Annotated in this window: 15 protein-coding genes; 5 read left to right on the plus strand and 10 right to left on the minus strand. The window is 58.2% G+C overall.

From position 1 onward, the window contains the following. Positions 1 to 4 precede the first annotated feature (4 nt). Positions 5 to 3049 carry a CAAX protease gene (locus IGS16_RS21130; RefSeq protein ID WP_297088889.1) on the minus strand — a complete coding sequence of 1015 codons (3045 nt, stop codon included), beginning with the start codon at positions 3047 to 3049 and terminating at the stop codon, positions 5 to 7. A 138-nt stretch (positions 3050 to 3187) separates the two neighbouring features. Between IGS16_RS21130 and IGS16_RS21135 the strand changes: the two genes are divergently transcribed. Continuing rightward, on the plus strand, positions 3188 to 3925 hold the full coding sequence (locus tag IGS16_RS21135; protein ID WP_297088891.1) for a dienelactone hydrolase family protein: 738 nt from the start codon (positions 3188 to 3190) through the stop codon (positions 3923 to 3925). Positions 3926 to 3929: 4 nt separating this feature from the next. Here the strand turns inward: IGS16_RS21135 and IGS16_RS21140 are convergent, their stop codons facing one another. The 6 genes from IGS16_RS21140 to IGS16_RS21165 all read right to left on the minus strand — a co-directional run bounded on the left by IGS16_RS21140 (position 3930) and on the right by IGS16_RS21165 (position 11222). Further along, positions 3930 to 4742 (minus strand): ABC transporter permease, encoded by an 813-nt coding sequence (locus tag IGS16_RS21140; protein ID WP_172358621.1) that lies wholly within the window; start codon positions 4740 to 4742, stop codon positions 3930 to 3932. Continuing rightward, positions 4742 to 5599, minus strand: a complete 858-nt coding sequence (locus IGS16_RS21145) for an ABC transporter permease (RefSeq protein ID WP_297088894.1) — start codon at positions 5597 to 5599, stop codon at positions 4742 to 4744. Before IGS16_RS21145 ends, IGS16_RS21140 begins: the two co-directional genes overlap by 1 nt. Positions 5600 to 5703: 104 nt before the next feature. Beyond that, positions 5704 to 7017: an extracellular solute-binding protein gene (locus IGS16_RS21150; RefSeq protein WP_297088896.1), complete on the minus strand. Its 1314-nt coding sequence runs from the start codon at positions 7015 to 7017 to the stop codon at positions 5704 to 5706. A gap of 231 nt (positions 7018 to 7248) precedes the next feature. Next, the gene (locus IGS16_RS21155; protein ID WP_297088899.1) at positions 7249 to 8442 is read right to left on the minus strand and encodes an ABC transporter ATP-binding protein; all 1194 of its coding nucleotides are present in this window, start codon (positions 8440 to 8442) and stop codon (positions 7249 to 7251) included. A gap of 447 nt (positions 8443 to 8889) precedes the next feature. After that, on the minus strand, positions 8890 to 10137 hold the full coding sequence (locus IGS16_RS21160; RefSeq protein ID WP_297088901.1) for a Zn-dependent hydrolase: 1248 nt from the start codon (positions 10135 to 10137) through the stop codon (positions 8890 to 8892). Between the two features lie 314 nt (positions 10138 to 10451). Next, positions 10452 to 11222 carry a WecB/TagA/CpsF family glycosyltransferase gene (locus tag IGS16_RS21165; protein WP_297089262.1) on the minus strand — a complete coding sequence of 257 codons (771 nt, stop codon included), beginning with the start codon at positions 11220 to 11222 and terminating at the stop codon, positions 10452 to 10454. 177 nt (positions 11223 to 11399) lie between these two features. Between IGS16_RS21165 and IGS16_RS21170 the strand changes: the two genes are divergently transcribed. The 3 genes from IGS16_RS21170 to IGS16_RS21180 all read left to right on the plus strand — a co-directional run bounded on the left by IGS16_RS21170 (position 11400) and on the right by IGS16_RS21180 (position 14466). Continuing rightward, complete coding sequence (locus IGS16_RS21170) at positions 11400 to 11939, plus strand: Tfp pilus assembly protein FimT/FimU (RefSeq protein WP_297088903.1); 540 nt, start codon at positions 11400 to 11402, stop codon at positions 11937 to 11939. A gap of 102 nt (positions 11940 to 12041) precedes the next feature. Then, a complete protein-coding gene (locus IGS16_RS21175; RefSeq protein ID WP_297088905.1) occupies positions 12042 to 12959 on the plus strand; it encodes a glycosyltransferase family 2 protein in 918 nt (305 codons plus the stop codon). 403 nt (positions 12960 to 13362) lie between these two features. After that, positions 13363 to 14466 carry an IS110 family transposase gene (locus IGS16_RS21180; RefSeq protein ID WP_297088907.1) on the plus strand — a complete coding sequence of 368 codons (1104 nt, stop codon included), beginning with the start codon at positions 13363 to 13365 and terminating at the stop codon, positions 14464 to 14466. Here IGS16_RS21180 and IGS16_RS21185 read toward each other — a convergent pair. Then, positions 14458 to 16020, minus strand: coding sequence for a hypothetical protein (locus tag IGS16_RS21185; protein ID WP_297088909.1), 1563 nt, complete (start codon positions 16018 to 16020; stop codon positions 14458 to 14460). The two genes, IGS16_RS21180 and IGS16_RS21185, sit on opposite strands and share 9 nt — an antisense overlap. 175 nt (positions 16021 to 16195) lie before the next feature. On the opposite strand from IGS16_RS21185, the gene IGS16_RS21190 reads away from it, so the two are divergent. Continuing rightward, positions 16196 to 17560, plus strand: a complete 1365-nt coding sequence (locus IGS16_RS21190) for a DUF58 domain-containing protein (protein ID WP_297088910.1) — start codon at positions 16196 to 16198, stop codon at positions 17558 to 17560. 107 nt (positions 17561 to 17667) lie between these two features. Here the strand turns inward: IGS16_RS21190 and IGS16_RS21195 are convergent, their stop codons facing one another. Together IGS16_RS21195 and pdhA are read right to left on the minus strand one after the other, a co-directional pair. Further along, positions 17668 to 17925, minus strand: a complete 258-nt coding sequence (locus tag IGS16_RS21195; protein WP_297080669.1) for a chlororespiratory reduction protein 7 — start codon at positions 17923 to 17925, stop codon at positions 17668 to 17670. A 14-nt stretch (positions 17926 to 17939) separates the two neighbouring features. Next, on the minus strand, positions 17940 to 18968 hold the full coding sequence (pdhA, locus tag IGS16_RS21200) for a pyruvate dehydrogenase (acetyl-transferring) E1 component subunit alpha (protein ID WP_297088912.1): 1029 nt from the start codon (positions 18966 to 18968) through the stop codon (positions 17940 to 17942). Between the last annotated feature and the right edge of the window lie 653 nt (positions 18969 to 19621).

The raw sequence follows: 19621 nt of genomic DNA on the forward strand, positions 1-19621 counted from the left end.
CCACTCACCACCCCAACGGCGTTGGCGCAACGGGCGCAATCTCCGGGCGATCGCCCCCCACCTGGCAAGTTTGCAGCACCCAAATCTGTGCGCCCTGATTGAGAAACTGGCGGGCAATGGTTTCGCAGGCGAGGCGGGGCAATAGCGTCCGCCAGCTAATCAGCCCGACAGTGAGGTTATAGAGAATTTCGCTTTCGGGGCTAACGCCGAGGGTGCTGTCGTTCGTTTTCCAGTCGGCGCGGGCCGTGCCCAGCGGCAACATCTCGCGTTTAATAAAGCGCCCCAACTGCACCAGTTGGTCAAACCGGGCTGCTTGGTCGGGCTGTTCATCCAGCCAGTCCTTGAGTTCGGGCATCCGGTTGAGCGCGTCGCCCAGGTTTTTCACCGCCGCGTAGAGGGCCTGATTGGAGTCTTGTGAGCAGTTGTGAGCCGGGCCGACGTAGGTTCCGCCTGTGCCGTCGCCGATGCGGTAGCGGGCGGTCATGATTTCAAGCTGGGTTACGAGTCCGTCTAGCGCCGAGGCTTTTACGCCGCCAAAGTCGAAGGGTCTGGTGAACGGATCGTATTGAATCACCAGGTCACACACTGGTCGCACACCCAGCCAGCCAAACTGGCGATCGCCCAAAAATCGCTGCCAGGAAAGCGTTCCCGCAATCACTCCATCGGTGTTGTGGGTATAGACCTGGTGATAGTGAATGTCGAAGATGAGCTCGTCGGCCAGCGGTTCGCGCACCACGGTCGCCACGCCGTAGGCAAAATGCCCAAAGTATAGCGGGCCCTGCGCCTGGGGTTCTGCCATTGCGCCGCCGATGCCGCCGTAGAGGTGAATCACCAGCGCCCGAGAGCCTTCGGCAAAGGGCGGGGCATTGGCGGGCGCAGGGGCATCCGGGGGAGCATTCGGAGAATCTGCCATGCTCTCGTTTAGGGCGTTTAGGAGCAGCGTCGAGCGGACGTTGCCCTTCAGCGTGGCAATGTCTTCCCAGATGCCGCGCCTGAGGAACTGCCACGCCTCGCGGCGATCGCCAATGGTTTGATCCGGCTGCAAGCGCAGGAGCGCACGGGGGGCGATCGCCTGCACCACAAACCGACCCGCTGCGTCCTTTGCGCCATAGAGATACCAGCCATCGCGTCCCGCAGGAGACTTTTCCAATCCCCGATTCCCAGCAGGCGGCAGGTTGTTTGCATCGGGAATGACCGGGGGAAACCGCACAATTTCCGTGGGCCCGTCAAACTGGCGCGTGGCCCGGTTGAAATGCTGAATGCGGAAAAATTCTGGCTCAGAGGCATCGGAGTTTGGCAGGGGGTGTCCCTGGGCATTGACGGGTTCCAGCACCGTCGCTAGGGCATAATAGCGACCTGTAATCTGCACGGGTTCTCGCGTAATGGCGAGGAGCGATCGCCCTTCGCCGCCGATCTGGACATCTTTCACCTGCGGCTCGTCCAGCATCACCAGCACGTCATCGTAGGGGCGGCTGCCTGCCAGCGACTCTAGCGGATCGACCCGCTGCCAGCGGTCAATTCGCAGCGGATGCACCAAGCCCTGGCAAATGCTGTATTCCGTCTCTTCGCTAAAAAAGACATCGCGGGTGGTCTGCTGCAAAAAGAACTGAATCCCCGGCGTTTGCTGCCAGCGCAGCACCACCACCTGTCCCACCAGATGGGCATATTCTGGCGGCGCGTGATGCACCTCAAACCACACGCCGCGCACCTGCCGCCGCTCGTTCGGTTTTGGCAAAATCAGCCGCCCCATCCAGGGGGCGATTCGCGGAGCGATCCCTGCGGGAATCGCCCGATACAGGTCTGGGTCTGGGGTTTGATCCAGCGGATAATAGTCGGGTCGGTTAAACTCGGCTTGCCAATAGCGCTCGTAGTTGCTGGGTTTGGCGACCTGCGTCTTGCTCACCAGCGCCGACTTGCCCTGCAAAATATCGGACACAGCGCGGACGGTTGCCTCTAGGTGCGTGCGGCCGTCGGGCAGGCGCTCGGTGACGCTGTAGGGGCCGTCGGCTCCGTTGTGCCCCATCGAGCCAAGGGAAGAAATGGTAATCTTGCGGCGCTGGCGGGCGCGATTCCACGGCGACAGCGGAAACAGCCGCCAGCGCTGGGGAAACAGCACTGCGCCTTGTTTTTCTACCCAGTCGCGATCGCCCACCAGATGATAAAGATGCTCTAGCTCTAGCAGGTTATGATTGCCGCTGACCACGCCCGCCAGCGAAATCACGTCGATGGGCGCTTTCAGCAGTTGCTTCAGCGTCAGCGCTGCCCGCAGCGCCACCTGCGCCCCGCCGCTATAGCCCAGCAGCGTCACCGGAACCCCGCTATTGGGCTGATACCCGTAGTGGGTCAGGCTGTTGAAGATGACCTGCGCCGTGCCCTGGCCGTAAATCGGGCCGTAGCGCTGATCAGCGGTCACGGCGACGACCAGCACGTTGCGGATGTTAATCAAAAACGAGAGCAATAGCCCAAAGATGCCGCTGGAGGGCGACATTTGCAGCCGATCGACGATGCGCCAAAAGAACGCCAGCATTCGTCGCTCGGTGAGGGAGCGATTCATCACGGAGTAAGACATGATGCCCTGGATTAGCACGATGTCATCGGGCATGTCGGCCGCCAGCGTCGCCAGGAATTCTTCCACATCGGGCAGGTAAGTATACTTTCCCTGGGCAATGCCATCCAGGTAAACGACGTAGCGAGTGATGGTGCTGGGTTCGGGCAGCGGTTCTGCCAAGATTCCCGGTGCTTCCAGGGTTTGCAGATCCTCACCATACCAGCCCGCCCACCAGCCCAGGGCCTCCAGCGGGGCCAGCAGGCTGGCGATCAGGACTGCAATGCCGCCCACCAGCAGCAGGTCTTTGGTAATGCTGAGGGTGGCCGCCAGCACCAGCAGCGTGTGCGAGAGCCAGCCACTGACCGCCGGAATCAGCGTGGACGATGCTGCTAGAACTGCTGCCAGAACCGTGCCCGCGATACTGGCGGCTTGCCAGGGCGCTTTCCAGGGCGATCGCCCTCGTTTAACAGCACGGGTCGCGGTTGGGCTGGGCTGTTCCATAGACTCTCAGGGCTGAAACTCAGGTTCGGCGTTCGGTCTTATCGTCCAAGATTACGGCCCGGCGAGGTGTCTCAGCAAGCTTGAATCCCTCTGGCGGGATGGCTACGCTAAGGGCAAACAGCGTGGCAGGATGGGCAGATGCAAATCGTCAAGCGGAACGTGGAACTGCGGGTGGATGACAGTTTGATGCGGGTATATGTGGCTGCGCCCAAGCCAGAGGGCCGATATCCCGGCATCGTCTTCTTTTCGGATATTTACCAACTGGGCGGCCCGATTACGCGGCTGGCGGATCGGCTAGCGGGCTATGGATATGTGGTCGCCGCGCCGGAAATCTTCCATCGGCTGGAACCCGTGGGCACGGTGATTGAACCCAGCGACCTGGGACGGATGCAAGGCAATGATGACGCTCGACGAACGGCGATCGCCCACTACGATGCCGACACCCGCGCCGTCCTCGATTTTCTCAAGTCTGAAAGCGGCGTGTTGCCCGACAAACTGGGCAGCATGGGCTTTTGCATCGGCGGACACCTGGCCTATCGCGCCGCCTTCCAGCCAGAGGTGAAAGCCACCGTCAGTTGCTATCCCACGGGCATCCCCATCGGCAAACTGGGCAAAGGCGTGGCCGACACGCTCCAGCGCACGGGCGAAATCCGCGGCGAGCTGCTGCTCGTCTTTGGTACGCTCGATCCGCATATCAAAGAACCCGATCGCCACACCCTCGCCCAAACCCTGGAAAAGACTGGCGTAAGGCATCAAATCTTGATCTACGAGGCTGACCACACCTTCATGCGCGACGATGGTCCCCGCTACGACCCCGCCGCCACTGATGCTGCCTGGAATGAACTCATCCCGTTCCTGAGACGGGTAATTGGTTAGCGCCTCACTGCGACTGGCGGCGCGAGGTGTAGTTGTAGGCAGCGATCGCCAGCAGAATCATGGCAAAGGAAAACAGCGTCGTCAGCGTACCCAAGGCATAGAGCGCAGGCGAGGTAACGTTGGTGGTCATGCCGAAGATTTCCAGCGGCAGCGTGTTCTTTTGCCCCGACACCAGCGACGTGCGCGTAAATTCGTCGTAGGACAGCGTAAAGCCCAATAGCCCAATGCCGATCAGCGCCGGCAGAATCAACGGAAACACAATCTCCCAGAAGGTTTTCGTGTCGTTTGCGCCCAGGTCGCGGGAAGCCTCTTCGTAGGACGGGTTAAATCGGTTGAAAATGCCCAGCATGATTAGAAAGGCAAAGGGAACCGTCCAGGTTAGGTGTGCGCCCAGACCCGACGAGAACCAGTTCGTTTCCAGATCCAGCACCTGAAACACGATGCCGATGCCCAGAGAAATCAGCACGCTGGGCACGATCAGGCTGGCAATCGTCAGATAGAAGAGGGTCCCAGCCCCTTTGAACCGCTGCCGGAAGGCCAAGGCAGACATGACCGTGACAATCACCGACAGCAGGGTCACCAGCAGCCCCAACAGGAGCGATCGCCAGAAGGCATCTGTAAAGTTGCCCACGCGCTGTTCCTGGAAGACCTGCCCCAGCCAGTAGAAGCTAAAGCCTTTCATCGGAAACGTCAGCGTGCCCTCTTCGCCTTGCAGCGACAGGATAAAGATCGCCAGCATGGGGCCGTAGAGAAACAGGACAAATAGCCCAAAGAAGCCCGCCAGCAGGTAGTAAGTCAGGGAGCGTTTCTGTTGCATCACAACTCCTTGCGAATATCGACCACGCGCAAAATTGCCATGACCAGCAGCAGCGTCACCAGCAGCAAAATCACCGCGTTTGCCGCCGCCAGCGGATACTGCAAGCTGCCGATTTGGGTCTGAATCATCTTGCCGACGGAGGCCGCCTGCCCGCCGCCCATCATCCGCACCGTGACGAATTCGCCCATCACCAACGTCACCACAAAAATGGAGCCGATGGCAATCCCCGGAGCCGCCAGCGGCAGGATGATTTCTTTGAGAATTTGAAACCCGGATGCGCCCATGTCTCGTGCGGCGGTGATCAGGCTGCGATCGATCCGCATGAGGCTATTGAAAATAGGCGCAATCATAAAAAAGTTATACAAATGCACCATGCCCAGCACGATGGCAAAATCCGAAAACAGCAGCCACTCCAGCGGTTGATTGATTAGCCCCAGACGCAGCAGCGTGCTGTTTACCAGACCTTCCCGCCCCAGCACGGGCACCCAGGAAATCATCCGGATGATATTTGAAGTCCAGAATGGTACTGTACACACTAAAAAGAGGATGATTTGCCACTTTTGGTCTTCGATGAAGAATGCCAGAAAGTATGCAACGGGAAAGGCGATCGCGAGACAAAAGAACCACACCAGGAACACATACTTGAATGTATTCAGGTAGGTTCTCAGCGTCACGTCGGACGTGAAGATACTTTTGTAGTTATCCAGCGTAAAGCCGGGAATCATCTGAATGCCGTCGAACTGCCAAAAGCTGACCATAAAGATCATGAGAATTGGCAGCACCAAAAATAGCAGCAGCACGAGCGTTTGGGGGGTCACCAGTGCGTAGGGCTGAATGCTTTTCCAGGATTTCAGCATTGCAAGTTACCTGAATAGGCGCGGCTCTTTGAGGGGGTTGGTCGCTCAAAAAGCCGCAATGGTTAGAGAATGAATGGGAACTGGACGAGATTAGGGTGCGATCGCTACGATGCGATAAACTCATTCCACTTTTGCACCAGGTATACGTTCTCCTTCATCGTGGAGTTCCAACACACGATGTTGCCGAAGCGATCCTTGAAGGAGCCGCCATCCCGCACTGCGCCCTTCTTCTCTAGCGTCTTGCCGAAGGGGTCTACCATGTCTTCGGCGGCGGGCTTGCCTTCATACCAAAAGTCCCACTCTGCCTGAGACATGTACTTCTTAGCGTTTTCTGGTGCGGCGCTGTAGTAGCCCTGGCGACCCAGGAAGGAACCGACCCAGCCCTCCAGCATCCAGTTGATGTATTCGTAGGCTGCGTCAAGCTGAATGCCCGACAGATTCTTGGACAGACCGATGCCGCCGCCCCAGCCGCGATAGCCCTCCTTCAGCGGCGCATAGATGCACTGCGTTCCCTTAGACTTCACCGCCGTCACCGCAGGCGACCACATAGATTGCAGCACCACCTCGCCCGCATTCATCAGGTTCACCGATTCATCAAAGGTCTTCCAAAAGGCGCGGAACTGACCCGCCCGCTTCTGTTCTTTGAGAATGTTGGTAATCTGGTCGATTTCTTCGCGGGTCATGTTGCCCTTGTCGGCAAATTTCATCAGCCCCAGCGATTCGGCCACCATCGCCGCGTCCATGATGCCGATTTGGGGGATGTCCAGAATCGAGGTCTTGCCTTTGAATTCGGGATTGAACAGTTCGCCCCAGGTTTCGATCTTGCGGCCCACTAGGTCGGGACGGTAGCCCAGCGTGTCTGCGTTGTACTGGAACGGAATCAGCGTGGCGTAGTCAGTGGGGGTCGATGAAAACTCCTTAGAGTCGGGCCCTGTGACGTATTGCACTCGGTAGGGCGCAGTTCCCTGGGACTGCTCTACCGGCATCCCCTCAAACTTGCCCTGGGTAAAGAATGGCACGATCTTGTCGTAGTCCTTGATCTTGCTGACATCGATGGGCTGGAGATTGCCCGATGGCACCACGAGCGGCAGGCTGAAATATTCCCCGTCAAAGATGTCGTACTGCTTGGGCTGGGTAATGGCGATCTGGTTGTTTTCTTCGGTGCTAAGGGCCCGCATGTCCAGCTTAAAGCCGAGATCTTGCTGCGCTTTGTCGCGGATTTCATTGATTTGCGATACACCGGTGCCAATCAGCCGCAGGGTCACGTCCTTGGTCTGGTTGGTGTTCACCTCCGGGCCCGTAGCCGGATTGTTGGGGGTGCCGACAGGGGCTTCGCTGCGGGCGCAACGGGTCGCAGCCAGCGCGGCTCCGGCAGCGAGTCCAGTACGAATGACTTGACGACGAGAGATTTTAGCCATAGTGCCTAGATGTGTAGAGAATAATGAGGGGTAAACGTTGCGGTGCTGTTTGAGTCGCCCTGCTGGCGTTCATTTTGCAATTTTGCGATTCCTGCGGAGTGGGTGCTGTGGGTGATGGACAAGAGAGAGGGCGATCGCCTCACGCCAGATCACCAGTCACCCATAATCTGCCGCAGACCCACCAGTCGCCAAGCTACTCGGCTCTGAGAGCGCGTCAGGGCTGGTGCGACGTTAATGCGACAAGAACACACAGTCATCAGCCAGCCAGCTTAGCGCCACGACCTGCCCTTCCTGGAGCGCCTGGCTCACCCAATCGGTGCTGCGGACTTTGTACAGCACTTCCTGGCCCGTCTTTTCCAGCGCCAGGGTGACACGAGTCACATAGCCCGTGAATTCGACGGCTACAATTCGCGCTGTCACCTGATTCACCAGAGCGCGGGGTGATGTGTCCGCCGCCGACAGCGGCTCCACCTTCACCCGGTCTGCCCGCACCGAGCAGGCGGCCGCTGCGCCAACTTGGGCATAGTCACCCCGGCAGAGGAGCGTTCCCAGCTTTGGCACCTCCATCTGCACCAGGTAGCCCTCGGCATCCTGGTCGGCGCGGCTGACGGTTCCTTTGAAGATGTTGTTGTCGCCTGTGAATTTTGCGACGAACTGGGAAATTGGCTTGACGAAGATGTCCTGAGGCGTGCCCACCTGGTCGATCCGTCCATGATCCATGACCACAATCATGTCCGATAGCGAATAGGCTTCGTCCTGGTTGTGCGTCACCTGGATGAAGGTCATGCCAAACTGCTTTTGCAGGCGGCGCAGCTCACCCCGCGTTTTTACCCGCAGGTTTTCGTCGAGGGCGCTGAGGGGTTCGTCGAGCATCAGCACTTGGGGACGGGTGACGAGCGATCGCGCTAGGGCCACCCGCTGCTGCTGTCCACCGCTCAACTGGGTGGGTTTGCGGCTGGCAAACTGGCTCAGCCCGACGATTTCCAGAATTTCGCCCACGCGCTGGTCACGTTCGGGTTTGGGAATATCGCGCATCCGCAGCCCAAACTCGACATTCTGCCAGACCGTCTTGTGGGGAAACAGGGCGTAGTTTTGGAACATCATGGCGGTGCTGCGCTGGGCAGGGGGTAGGTCGTTCACCCGCAGGTCGCCAATGTATACGTCGCCCTGAGTAATGTCCTCATGCCCTGCAATCATCCGCATGGTGGTGGTTTTGCCGCAGCCGCTTGGTCCCAGCAGACAGCAATAGGAACCGGGCGGGATGTCTAGGGTGATGTTCTCAACTGCCGTCACGGGGCCATATTTTTTGGTAACCGAGCGGAGCGATACGCCTACGGTCGTGGATGGAATGTCATGGGGAATTGGCGCGACTCCTCCCCCATCGACGGTCGGCGAAGCTGAAGCTGAGACAGATGATTGAGTCATTAAAACATCCCCAAAAAGCCTTGAAAGAGCCTTGCAGCCTGGACAGCAGCGACGTGAGTCGGGTGATCCCCCGGATTCAGCAAGCGATTCTGAAAGGATTTATCTGAAAGGTTCTACGGGATTAAAGTCGCACTTGGCGGCTTCGTGCTTCAGATTTGCAATTCAGATGCCAGACATCTTAATGCCGAAGGAATGTCATCTATCAAAAGGCTTTAAAGATCTACAAGCTGTATCTGACGCTACATTCATAACCCTCCGCAAACTCTAGAGCTTTTAGGCGCAAGTCATGGAAAATTTTAGAAAAATGTCGACTCCTGGAATTTCATTGAATTTTCCGGCGGTTTACGACTCTTTATCCCAATTTGGCTGGCAAAAATGGCCGTGAAAGACTTTCCACGGCCGCTGAACGGGTTCTATAAGGCTCCCTATAGGCCTTTTTAAGGCCTTTTAAGCATAGATCGAGTCGAGCTTGATCAGCGTGTGCAGCAGCACGTCTGCGCCCTGGGTGCATTGCTCTGGCGAGGTGTATTCCATGCCGGAGTGGCTGAGTCCCTCCTGGCTGGGTACGAAGATCATGCCCATGTCGGTAAAGCGGCCCATCTCCATCGCGTCGTGGCCGGCGCGGCTGGGCATGTAGAGGTAGCTCAGGTTCAGGTCTTGGGAAACAGCTTCAATCGCTGCCTGGACATTGAGAGAGGCCAGAGTCGGCTCGACGGTGAGGACGGGCGCGATGTCGATGCGGGTGTGGGTGGCGATCGCAATCTCGCGCAGGGCTTGCTTCAGCTTCTCCAGCATTTGTTCTAGCACCACCTGCGACAGGTCGCGCATATCAACCGACAGTTCTACGGTTCCTGGCACGATGTTCATGGCGTTGGGAGCGACGGTGAGATAGCCGACAGTGGCGACGGGCTGGCTGGGCTGCTCTAGGGCGATCGCCTGCACTGACAGAATTACCTTTGCAGCGGCAATCAGCGCGTCCTGGCGCATGTCCATCGGGGTGGTGCCTGCGTGGTTGGGCTGGCCATGAATCGTGATCAGATGCCGCTGCATCCCCACTACGCCCTGCACCACGCCAATCGCCTGAGCTTTGCGCTCCAGCACGCAGCCCTGCTCCACATGCAGTTCCACAAAGGCGGCAATGTCGGCGCGGGTGCGGCGGGCGCTGGGCAGTTGGCTCCAGTCGCCGCCAATTTTCTCCAGGCACGACTCAATCGGCTGGTCGATCTTGGGCAAATAGCGCTCTGGCTGCTCCAGCAGCACCGTCCCGGCGATCGCCTGTCCGCCGATCATGCTGCTCTCCTCATCGGTAAACACGATGACCTCAATGGGATGCCGCAGCCGCAGGTTGTTTTCCTTCAGCGTCCGCACGACTTCGATGCCGCCCAGCACGCCCAGTGTCCCGTCGAAGGGGCCGCCAGAGGGCACGGTGTCGATATGGGAACCTGTGGCCAGGGCGGGTGCGTCGGGGTCGGTGCCCTCGTAGCGGCCGATTAGGTTTCCGGCAGCGTCTGTCCGCACGGTCATGCCAGCCTCGATCATCCACTGCTGCACCAGATAGCGGGCCTGCAAGTCTTCTGGCGAAAAGGCCAGGCGGCAGATGTCCCCGTTGGGCTGTCTCCCGATTTTGGCCAGCCGCTCAATGGACTGCATGAGGCGATCGCCATTGACTGCAAGCTGTTTAGAAAGAACGACCATTCCATCCCCCAAATATTGATTTTCTGTGATTTCAGCGTCAACACGGGTCACTGAGGCGATTCCCATCCCAGGTTTGATCCTGTCGGTGGCGTTGCGTCCTGGAAGATCGGCGAATCAGCACACGCCCTCAAGCTACCCAGCATAAATTGGCTTCTATATGCATACTGTATACAAAGATGCGGAAATCGCAAACTTTTGGATTCGCAGGTTGTTGCCGCCATTGCTTATCCTTGCTAACTAAAAGGCAACCGTTTAGCGGTGATCGCTAACCAGCAACAAACCCGCAGCGCTCTGCCGATTTCCCCCTTTCCCCGTCACCCTCTATACACCACTGCCCGCCATGCAAACTGCGGCAGTGCCAGCATTCGCCGCCAGCGCCACGGTTCTTGATAGAGCCGATAGACCCACTCTAGGTTGTTGTTGCGGAGCCAGCTGGGGGCGCGGGTTTTGGTGCCCGACCAGATATCGAAGCTGCCGCCCACGCCGATCCAAATTGCGTTGGGGCAAAGATGGCGGTGTTGGGCAATCCAAAATTCTTGTCGAGGAACCCCCAGCCCCACCAAAATCAGGCGCGGCTGGAGTTCTCGGAGCCGTTCCAGCAGCGGGGCTTGCTCTTCGGGTGGGAGGTAGCCGTGCTGCACTCCGGCGATCGCCAGTCCTGGCACTTGTTTTTGCCACACCCGCGCCGCTTCATCTGCGACCCCAGGCGCACCGCCAAAGAAAAATAGCGAGTAGGGCGCACCGGGCAAGGCTGGGTCGGCAGACGCTCGAATCACTCGCTCCGATAGCTCAATGCCCGGACAGCGGTTGACGCGATATCCCCGCAAGCGCAGATACAGCACCACGCCCGCGCCATCGGGAATCACCAATTCTGCCTGCCGGATCACCGCTGCCAGCGCGTCGTTTTGCTCTGCCTGCATGGCCATTTCGGCATTTAGCGTGACCACATGCACGCCGCGATCGCCCTGCGCGAGTTGCGCCAGCAGCCAGTCGCTATAGTCCGGCAGCAGGTGAATCGGCAGCCCCAGCACGTCTGCTATCGCGGGGCGCAGGTTATCCGGCAGCGCGTCGATTACGTCAGGCATGTTGAGCATGTTTCCTCAAAACCACCGCTGATTATTATGCCCCAACGGGTCGGCGCTGATGGTTTTCTCCTGGGAGGGCGCATGAGAGGAAATTTCTCGATAGGCGATCGCCACCGTAGGGAATTTTATTTTAAGGACAGGTTGGCTGGTGCATCTCTCACACTCTGATTAATCTCTATGAAAGCTTTGACTCGTTTGGGGGCAGGGTCTTTGCCCCTCCGGTTCGAGCGTGACGTGGCGATGGGGTTTACGCTGATCGAGAAAATTGCGGTCGTGGCGATTATTGCGGTTCTGATGGCGATCGCCGCCCCTAGCTGGATTACTTTCTTTAGCGCCCGCAGTCTCAACGTAGCCCAGGATGAAGTCTTTCAAACCATGCGGCTGGCCCAGTTTCGGGCAGAGCAAACCCGTTCTACCTGGCAGGTCAGCCTTCGGACAGACTCCTACGGCTTTGTGCAAGTTGCTGCCCACCCGATCAACACACCCATTGAACAGATTTTGTGGCGCGACCTCGACCCCAGGATTCAGCTTCATCCAACAGAAATGACGCTGTATCAAACAGGTGGGCTATATCGCGTTCAGTTTAATCATCAAGGTCGCGTCCTTGGGCAACTAGGACGGGTAACCCTGATCCGGCAGAACAACCTCCAGGTAAAACGATGCGTTACGGTATCTACATTGCTGGGAGCCGTTCGGAAGGGCTGTCCGCAGCCATAGCTTAGGTGAGCCATAGCTTTAAGTATTTTAGATGCATGGTCAAACGCAGAATAGAACGAAACTTGTCTTGGAACCTTGGAACCTGCTTTTGAGGGTTGCCAGATGTCGCCGCGTATTTCTGCCATTGTCTGTACGCATAATCGGGCTGGCTATCTAGCTGGGGCGATCGCCAGTCTGCTGCGTCAAGACCTGACGGAACCCTACGAGGTTTTGGTGGTAGACAACGCCTCCACCGATGCCACGCGGACTGTGGTGGAGCCGTTTTTGCAGGATTCTCGGCTGCGCTATCTGCCAGAGCCGACGCTGGGGCTATCCGTCGCTCGCAACACCGGAGCCGTCAACGCTGCCGCGCCCCTGCTGGCCTATCTAGATGACGATGCGATCGCCTCTCCGCAATGGCTGCGGGTGCTATCCGAAGCGTTTCAGGCAGACGAGAATTTGGCGATCGCAGGCGGGCGCGTCTTGCTGGATTGGGAAGGGCGGCTGCCCCCCCGCTGGCTTTCGACTAACCTGGCCAGCAGCCTCGGCGCATACGACCTGGGCAATGCGCCAGTGAAGATTCAGCAGCCGGGGCAAACGCCACGCGGCGTGAACTATGCCCTGCGGCGCGACTTTTGGGAATCGGTCGGCGGCTTTTCGGTGCAGCTTGGGCGCATTGGCAACACGCTCCTGTCCCACGAAGAACTGCACCTAACGGAACTGGCGCTGCGTCAGGGCAAAACGGTTCGTTACTTGCCCGATGCCGAAGTCACCCATCGGGTCGCGCCCGAACGCCGCCACCAGGGGTGGTTTCTAGAACGAAGCTGGTGGCAGGGCGTAAGCGAATATCAGCGGGAACGCCTGACTGGAAAAGCCGGACTGGGGCAGGTGCAGCGGGGGGGCGATCGCCTGCTGCGCGGGCTATATCACGCGCTGCGATATGGCAATGACCCCGCCCTGCGGTTCGATAATCTGGTCTATGCCTACGGCCAGATTAGCTACCTGGGGCTGGCACTCCGACATTTGATATTGCCCCAATGATTGATTGTTCGTAGTGGTGAGTTCAGTCGCCCTGAACGTCCGTAGTGGTGAGTTCAGCCGCCCTGAACGTCCGTAGTGGTGACTTGAGTCGCCCTGAACGTCCGTAGTAGTCACTTCAGCCGCCCGATTCACAGCTAGTCCCTCGGAGGCAGACTAAAGTCTGCACTACAAACTGGAGGCAGAACTTCCGCCTCAGAACAATAGTCTCAATTGGGCGCATCCCAGTTCTGCGAGTTTGCCCTCATCCCCCAGCCCCTTCTCCCAAAAGAGGGAGAAGGGGAGCCGGATTGGCAGTCCCTCTCCCGCTCTGGGAGTGTTCCTATGGTGGCTAGTGTGGTGTTTGATCAAAAATGCCGCTCTCCAGATACCTTGAAGTTACCAAGCTCAAGCACAGGAGAATCGGATGAAAAACACCACACCAGTCCAATCTTATGACGGCGAGCAGATTTACGTCGGCATTGATGTGCATAAGAAAACTTATGTAGTTGTTGCTCGTGTTAACCAAGTCATTGTCAAAAAGTGGAGTACGACCGCTAAACCCGCCGATTTGGCAGCGCAGTTGTTGAAGTATTTTCCAGGAGGAAACATCCATACGGTATACGAAGCAGGGTTTTCAGGGTTTGTTCTGCATCGAGAATTGAATCGTCGGGGCATCGATAATCGGGTTGTCCATCCCGCAGCCGTGGAGGTGGCGGTTCACAACCGGGTCAAGACGGACAAACGGGATGCGGAGAAACTCTCGACCCAATTGGAGGCTGAACGGTTGCGAGGTCTGCGAGTCCCGACTCCAGCCCAGGAAGAACGACGAATGCTGAGCCGAACACGCAGCCAACTGGTGCAAGAACGAACAACGATTAAGCATCAAATTCGGATGAAAGCCCAGCAACTGGGACTGATTGACCCGGAGGATCAGCGTGAGATGAGTCATCAGATGGTCAAAGAACTGCTGAGTCGCTCATGCCCTGAAGGATTCAAGATTGCCGTCCAAGCGCATTGGCAGATTTGGCGAGCGTTGGACGAGCAAATTCAACAGTTGACGGTGCAGTTGAAGCAGCAAGCGGAGAGCGACCCGTGTGAAGCGACCTATCGGTCTGCTCCTGGCGTGGGGGCGTTCAGCACACGGGTGCTGTCCAATGAGTTGGGCAATCTGTCTGCCTTTGCGAACGAGCGGCAGTTGTTCAGCTATACCAGACTGACCCCGACGGAGCATTCGAGTGGAGAACAAACGCAACGAGGGCACATCAGCAAGCAAGGCAATCGTTACCTGCGCGCTATTCTGTTGGAAATCGCTTGGCGGGCAATCCGCAAAGACCCAGATTTGCGGCAGTTCTTTGAACGCTTGCACCCTCGTGCAGGCAAAAAACGTGCCATTGTTGCAGTTGCCAGGAAGTTAATTGGCAGAATTCGAGCCGCGTTTCGCAAAGGAGAACGGTCTCAAACGGGCTATGAAATAAGCCAACTGCCAACTGCTCGCAGACCCCATTCCCGACAGGCTTGCCTACGGTAACCATCGCGGCCGCAGCCCCGCCACCGCCAATGGCTGGGGGGCGACTTTTTGGGGATTGCCCTCGTCGTCGAGTTGTAGGGGCAAAAACCAGAGGCGGCTGGTGGCGATCGCCCGTCCGTCGCTGCCCTGGGCAATGCCCTCCTCAGTGGTATCCGAGGCAGACACCACCTGGTCAAACAGCAGCCCCAATCCGTCCGGGGCCAGCGCGATTTGGATATCCCGCTGGATGGGTAGCTTCAGCAAGTCAGTTCGCTTTCCCGATTTCAGATTTATGGCCACGAGATAGGGCTGTTCGACGTAAATATCCCCTGGCAGGCGGGTGGAAACCAGACAGTAGAGTAGCGAGTTTGTGGGATCAAACTGGGCGGTAAAAATAGAGCCGTCGGTGGTCAACAGTTCCTTTTCTTGCCCCTGATTGGTGACGAGAAAGAGCGATCGCGTCGGGTTCTGCGGGTCGCGGTTAAAGCGCACCATCGCTGCCGCTGCGCCATCTTTGCTAAAGCTCAGCGCTAGGCCATACTTTGGCAAAAAGTCCAGCGGCTTGCCCTCTTCGGCTGCATCTTCCTCTGGCGTGAGCGACAGGATTGCCATGCCTTCGCCCTGGGCCATGGCCAGCGTTTTGCCGTCGGGGGCAATCACAAAGTCGCCGCCTGGTTCAGTCGGCACGGGCTTGGCAGGCTGACCTGGCTCGATCACCCACAACCCAAACTCGGCCGGATTTTGCCGATTCACCCGCTGCACGGCAATGCGCTGCCCGTCGGGCGACAGGTCAAATTTCAAATTCTGGTACTCATTGTCGCCCAGCACCAGTTGCACGATGCCCGCTGGCTGGGGGGCGCGATCGCCCTGCACTCGTTCTCCCGCTTTGATTTGGCTAATGGTGGGGGCGGGCGCTTCCGGCAGCAGCCCCGTGGTGACCGTGTAGAGGAACGGGCTAATATCGTCGGCGCGATGTTTGCGATCGACGGCTGAGAACAGGATGCGATCGCCCTCTGGATACGGCTCGTAGTCGAAAATACCCAAATCCGCTGGGGTGAGAATGGTCTTTTCGTCGCGGGTCAGGTTTTGCAGCACCAGCCGCCCCGCCTCGTCGCCCTCCGCACCCAGATACACAAAGGCGCGATCGCGCGTTTTGAAGTTGCTTTCAAAGGGTTGCAGCAGGTTGGTATCGGTGGACTGATTGAAGCGATCGCGGGCCCCCTGAAGCCGCACCTGATACTCTGTTCCGTAGGGGGCTGGCGTGTCGAGCGTGTAAGCCATGCGCCGCCCTGCCCAACTGATTTTGCCCGACAGCGGCGGCTCGATTCGCAGATTTTGCTCCACGCTCTGGCGATCCATCGGACGGCTAAAGGTCATCAAAAATGCTCGATCTTCTGCACCCACCTGCCGCCCATCCCAGCTAAAGTCACGCACCCGTGGCGAAGCATGGTCGCCCCCTACCAGCAGCAGCCCTGTCAGCACCAGCAGCACCGCCATTATCACCCAGGCCACCCGGTCAAGCGGCTGGAGCCAGTGATTAGCAGAACCAGCAGAGGGAGTTGTGCGACGAGCCATAGGCAGATTTAAAAGCGGAACAAATCGACATTGCTTACCTTAGCAAATGGCGGGGTTGGGAAGCAGGGGAGCAATATAGGGCGAGGTGCTTGCCGTCGGGTTCAATCGGTGAGCAGAGAGCGCTGGCTCAGCCGCCTTTGAGGCATGATCTGAGGCATGATTTAAATTTGAGTGTATGCTTCCTGCGGCGCGACTGTATCAACTGCTTCTGGCTGGAACGAGCGCGGGACTGGCGATCGCCCTCCTGCTGTCTAGCCAGACTCGTCCCTCTGGGCTGGCGATCGCACTGGGGCTAACGCTGCTGTATGACGGAGTGGTGCTAGGGCTGGGTGTGGTGGATGCGCGACGGGGGCGATCGCGGCGGGTGTCCGTGGCGCGGCGGCCGTTAGACAAGCTCTCGATCGGGCGCGAAAATCCGGTGCATCTGACCGCGACGGCGGGCAAAGCACCGGCGCTGGTGAAAATTCGAGACGACTATCCGGCGGACTTTGGTGGGCCACAGGTGGAGGAAACGCTGGCGTTTCGCGAAGCCACCCGCGAAGCAATCCAATGTGAAATCGCCCCCCAGGAAACGCGGGAAATCACCTACACTGTTTTTCCAAAGCAGCGCGGAGTCTATGCTTGGGGCGATCTCTATCTGCGGCAGCTCGGGCCCTGGGGGCTGGCATGGCACGACTGGCGCATTCCCCAGGCGGCTTCTGTGGCGGTCTATCCCGACCTGATCGGGCTGCGGGAACTGTCGCTGCGGCTGACGCTGCAAACCAGCGGCAACATTCGCAGGGCGCGGCGCATGGGGATGGGCACAGAGTTTACCGAATTGCGGGACTATAGCACGGGCGACGACCTGCGGTTCGTGGACTGGAAAGCGACGGCCCGCAAAAGTCGGCTGCTGGTGCGCGTGTTGGAGCCAGAGCAGGAGCAAACCCTGGTGATTTTGCTGGATCGGGGGCGGCTGATGACGGCGCAGGTGGCGGGGCTGGCGCGATTTGACTGGGCGCTGAATGCGGCACTGGCGCTGGCGCTGGCGGGGCTGCATCGGGGCGATCGCGTCGGGGTTGGGGTCTTCGATCGACAAATGCACGCCTGGATTCCGCCGGAGCGCGGCGCACACCAGTTACCAAAACTGCTGGCTCAGCTCACGCCCATCGAGCCTGTATTCCAGGAGCCAGACTATCTCAGCGCCGTGACCACCGTCGCCCAGCGCCAGACCCGCCGCGCCTTGGTGGTGCTGCTGACCGATATTATTGACCAGACCGCTTCGGCTGAGCTATTCGGCGCGATGGCTCAGCTTGCGCCGCGCTATCTGCCGTTTTGCGTGGCCCTGCGCGATCGCCGCGTAGACGAACGAGCCAACCGCCCCGCCGAAGACGTGCAGTCCGCCTATAGCCGCGCCGTTGCTCTCGATCTGCTCGCCCAACGTCAGCTTGCCCTGGCCAAGCTAAAACAGCGCGGCGTGCTAGTCCTGGATGCACCCGCCAATCAGATCAGCACGCAACTGGTCGATCGCTATCTCCAACTCAAAGCCCGAAATCTCCTATAGTCGGGTATTGTCGGGCTGATAGTCGGGACTGTATTGATCCTAGATTTTGGATTTGCGATTTTGGACTGCTAGTCGAGCGTCTGCGGGGCTTCCAGTAACTTCACTCGTTACTTCTCCAACCGCACTGCATACCATTGCAAAAACTGCCCCGGCCCGATGTCTAGTTCGCAGGCGGTGTCGAGCAAGTGACGCGCTTGCGCTGCCGACGTGGGAATGTCTTGCAATTCGCGGGGCAGGCTATCCTGCATGGTTTCTAGCACCGATGCCAGCTTCTGCAACAGTTCCTCGGCGGTGAGGAATTGTTCTGGCTGGTTGGTTTCCAGCACGACGAACGCATCCTCTCGAAACATGATCGGGTCGGGCATGGGAGAGTTGGGTTTTAGTCTTCTGCAAAGACGTACTTATACAAATCAGCAGGATTTGGCTCAGGGCTTTCCAGCGCAAACTGTACTGCGTCTTCCACCGTTGCCTGAATCTTGCGGTCGATCGCCTTCAATTCCTCGTCCGTCGCCAGGTTTTGCTCAATCAAGTGGGCGGCGAGGCGCTTGATCGGGTCACGGGCAAACCAGAACTCCTTCTCTGCCTTGGAGCGGAGTTCGTCGGGGTCGGCGAGGGAGTGCCCCCGGAAGCGGTAGGTGAGGGCTTCAATCAGCGTAGGGCCTTCGCCTGCGCGGGCCCGGGCCACGGCTTCTTGGGCCACGGCCCGCACGGCCAACACGTCCATCCCGTCCACTTCTACGCCCACCATGTCAAACACGCTGGCTTTTTTGTAGATCTCTGGCTGCGATGTCGCGCGGTCGTGGGCCATGCCGATCGCCCATTTGTTGTTTTCCACCACAAACAGAATTGGCAACTTCCATAGCGCCGCCATGTTCAGGCATTCAAAAAACTGACCGTTGTTGCTTGCGCCATCCCCAAAGAAGCAGGCCGTCACCTGATCTGCCGATTCGTCCCCTAGCGCTTCGCGGCGATATTTGGTCTGAAACGCTGCGCCCGTCGCCACGGGAATCCCCTCTGCCACAAACGCATAGCCACCCAGCAGGTTATGCTCTGCCGAAAACAGGTGCATCGAGCCGCCACGCCCCTTGCTGCATCCCGTCACCTTGCCAAATAGCTCTGCCATCACCTCGCGGGCAGGCACGCCTGCACTGAGCGCATGGACGTGGTCGCGGTAGGTGCTGCACACGTAGTCATCACTCCGCATGGACTTGATCACCCCAGACGATACTGCTTCTTGCCCGTTGTAGAGGTGAACGAAGCCAAACATCTTGCCCCGGTAATACATCTCGGCGCACTTGTCTTCAAAGGTGCGTCCCAGCACCATGTCTTCGTAGACCACCAGCCCATCTTCCCGGCTGATCTGGGAAGGGCTAGCGGAAAAGGCGGGCAATACACGTTCCTGAACCATGAGACTGTCCTATGGGGTTGAGAAGGATGGGGCGAGGGCGATCGCCCCTACTGAAAAGCTTGGCAAACCCAAACTGGCACGTACAAGCCAGCGGGTAAATCTGGGAAAAGCAGCTATGGCTATTAAAATACCTGAGCGACCTATTCGCCAAATGCCACTGCCAAATGCCGCTGCCAGAAACCAGCGCCAGAAACCCAAGGGCCGTCAACTTGCCAAATGGCTTGGATCTCCGCCAATGGCTTGACTTGCCCAGTAACAAATCGTAACAGGAATTCGGTTGCCTGCACTAAACTGTATGCTGGTTTTGTTTGCACCGGAGGTTCGCGTTGTTAGATACGGCGGAATATTTAGATACGGCGGAATGCAGCATTTTCTTGCGGGGTGAGGCACACGCTGCCCTCACGAGGCAAGGGCTTATTGACCATCCGTGTGCCTCACTAGCTTCAAAAATGCTGTATTCGGATAAAGCGGAATATTCGGATACAGCAAAATATAATGTCGCGAACCTTAACCTTTTCCTTCACTGACAAATGCAGGGGTTTACGTGAAACTATAGGGACTGGCACTGGATTGGGTGCATCGGTGTATCAGGGTGCATGGGCCGTCAATGAAGTTTGTACAGAAGTTTGCACAAAATTCGCATAATGCTAAAA

The sequence above is a fragment of the Thermoleptolyngbya sp. C42_A2020_037 genome, from assembly GCF_015272455.1.
GTDB lineage: Bacteria > Cyanobacteriota > Cyanobacteriia > Elainellales > Elainellaceae > Thermoleptolyngbya.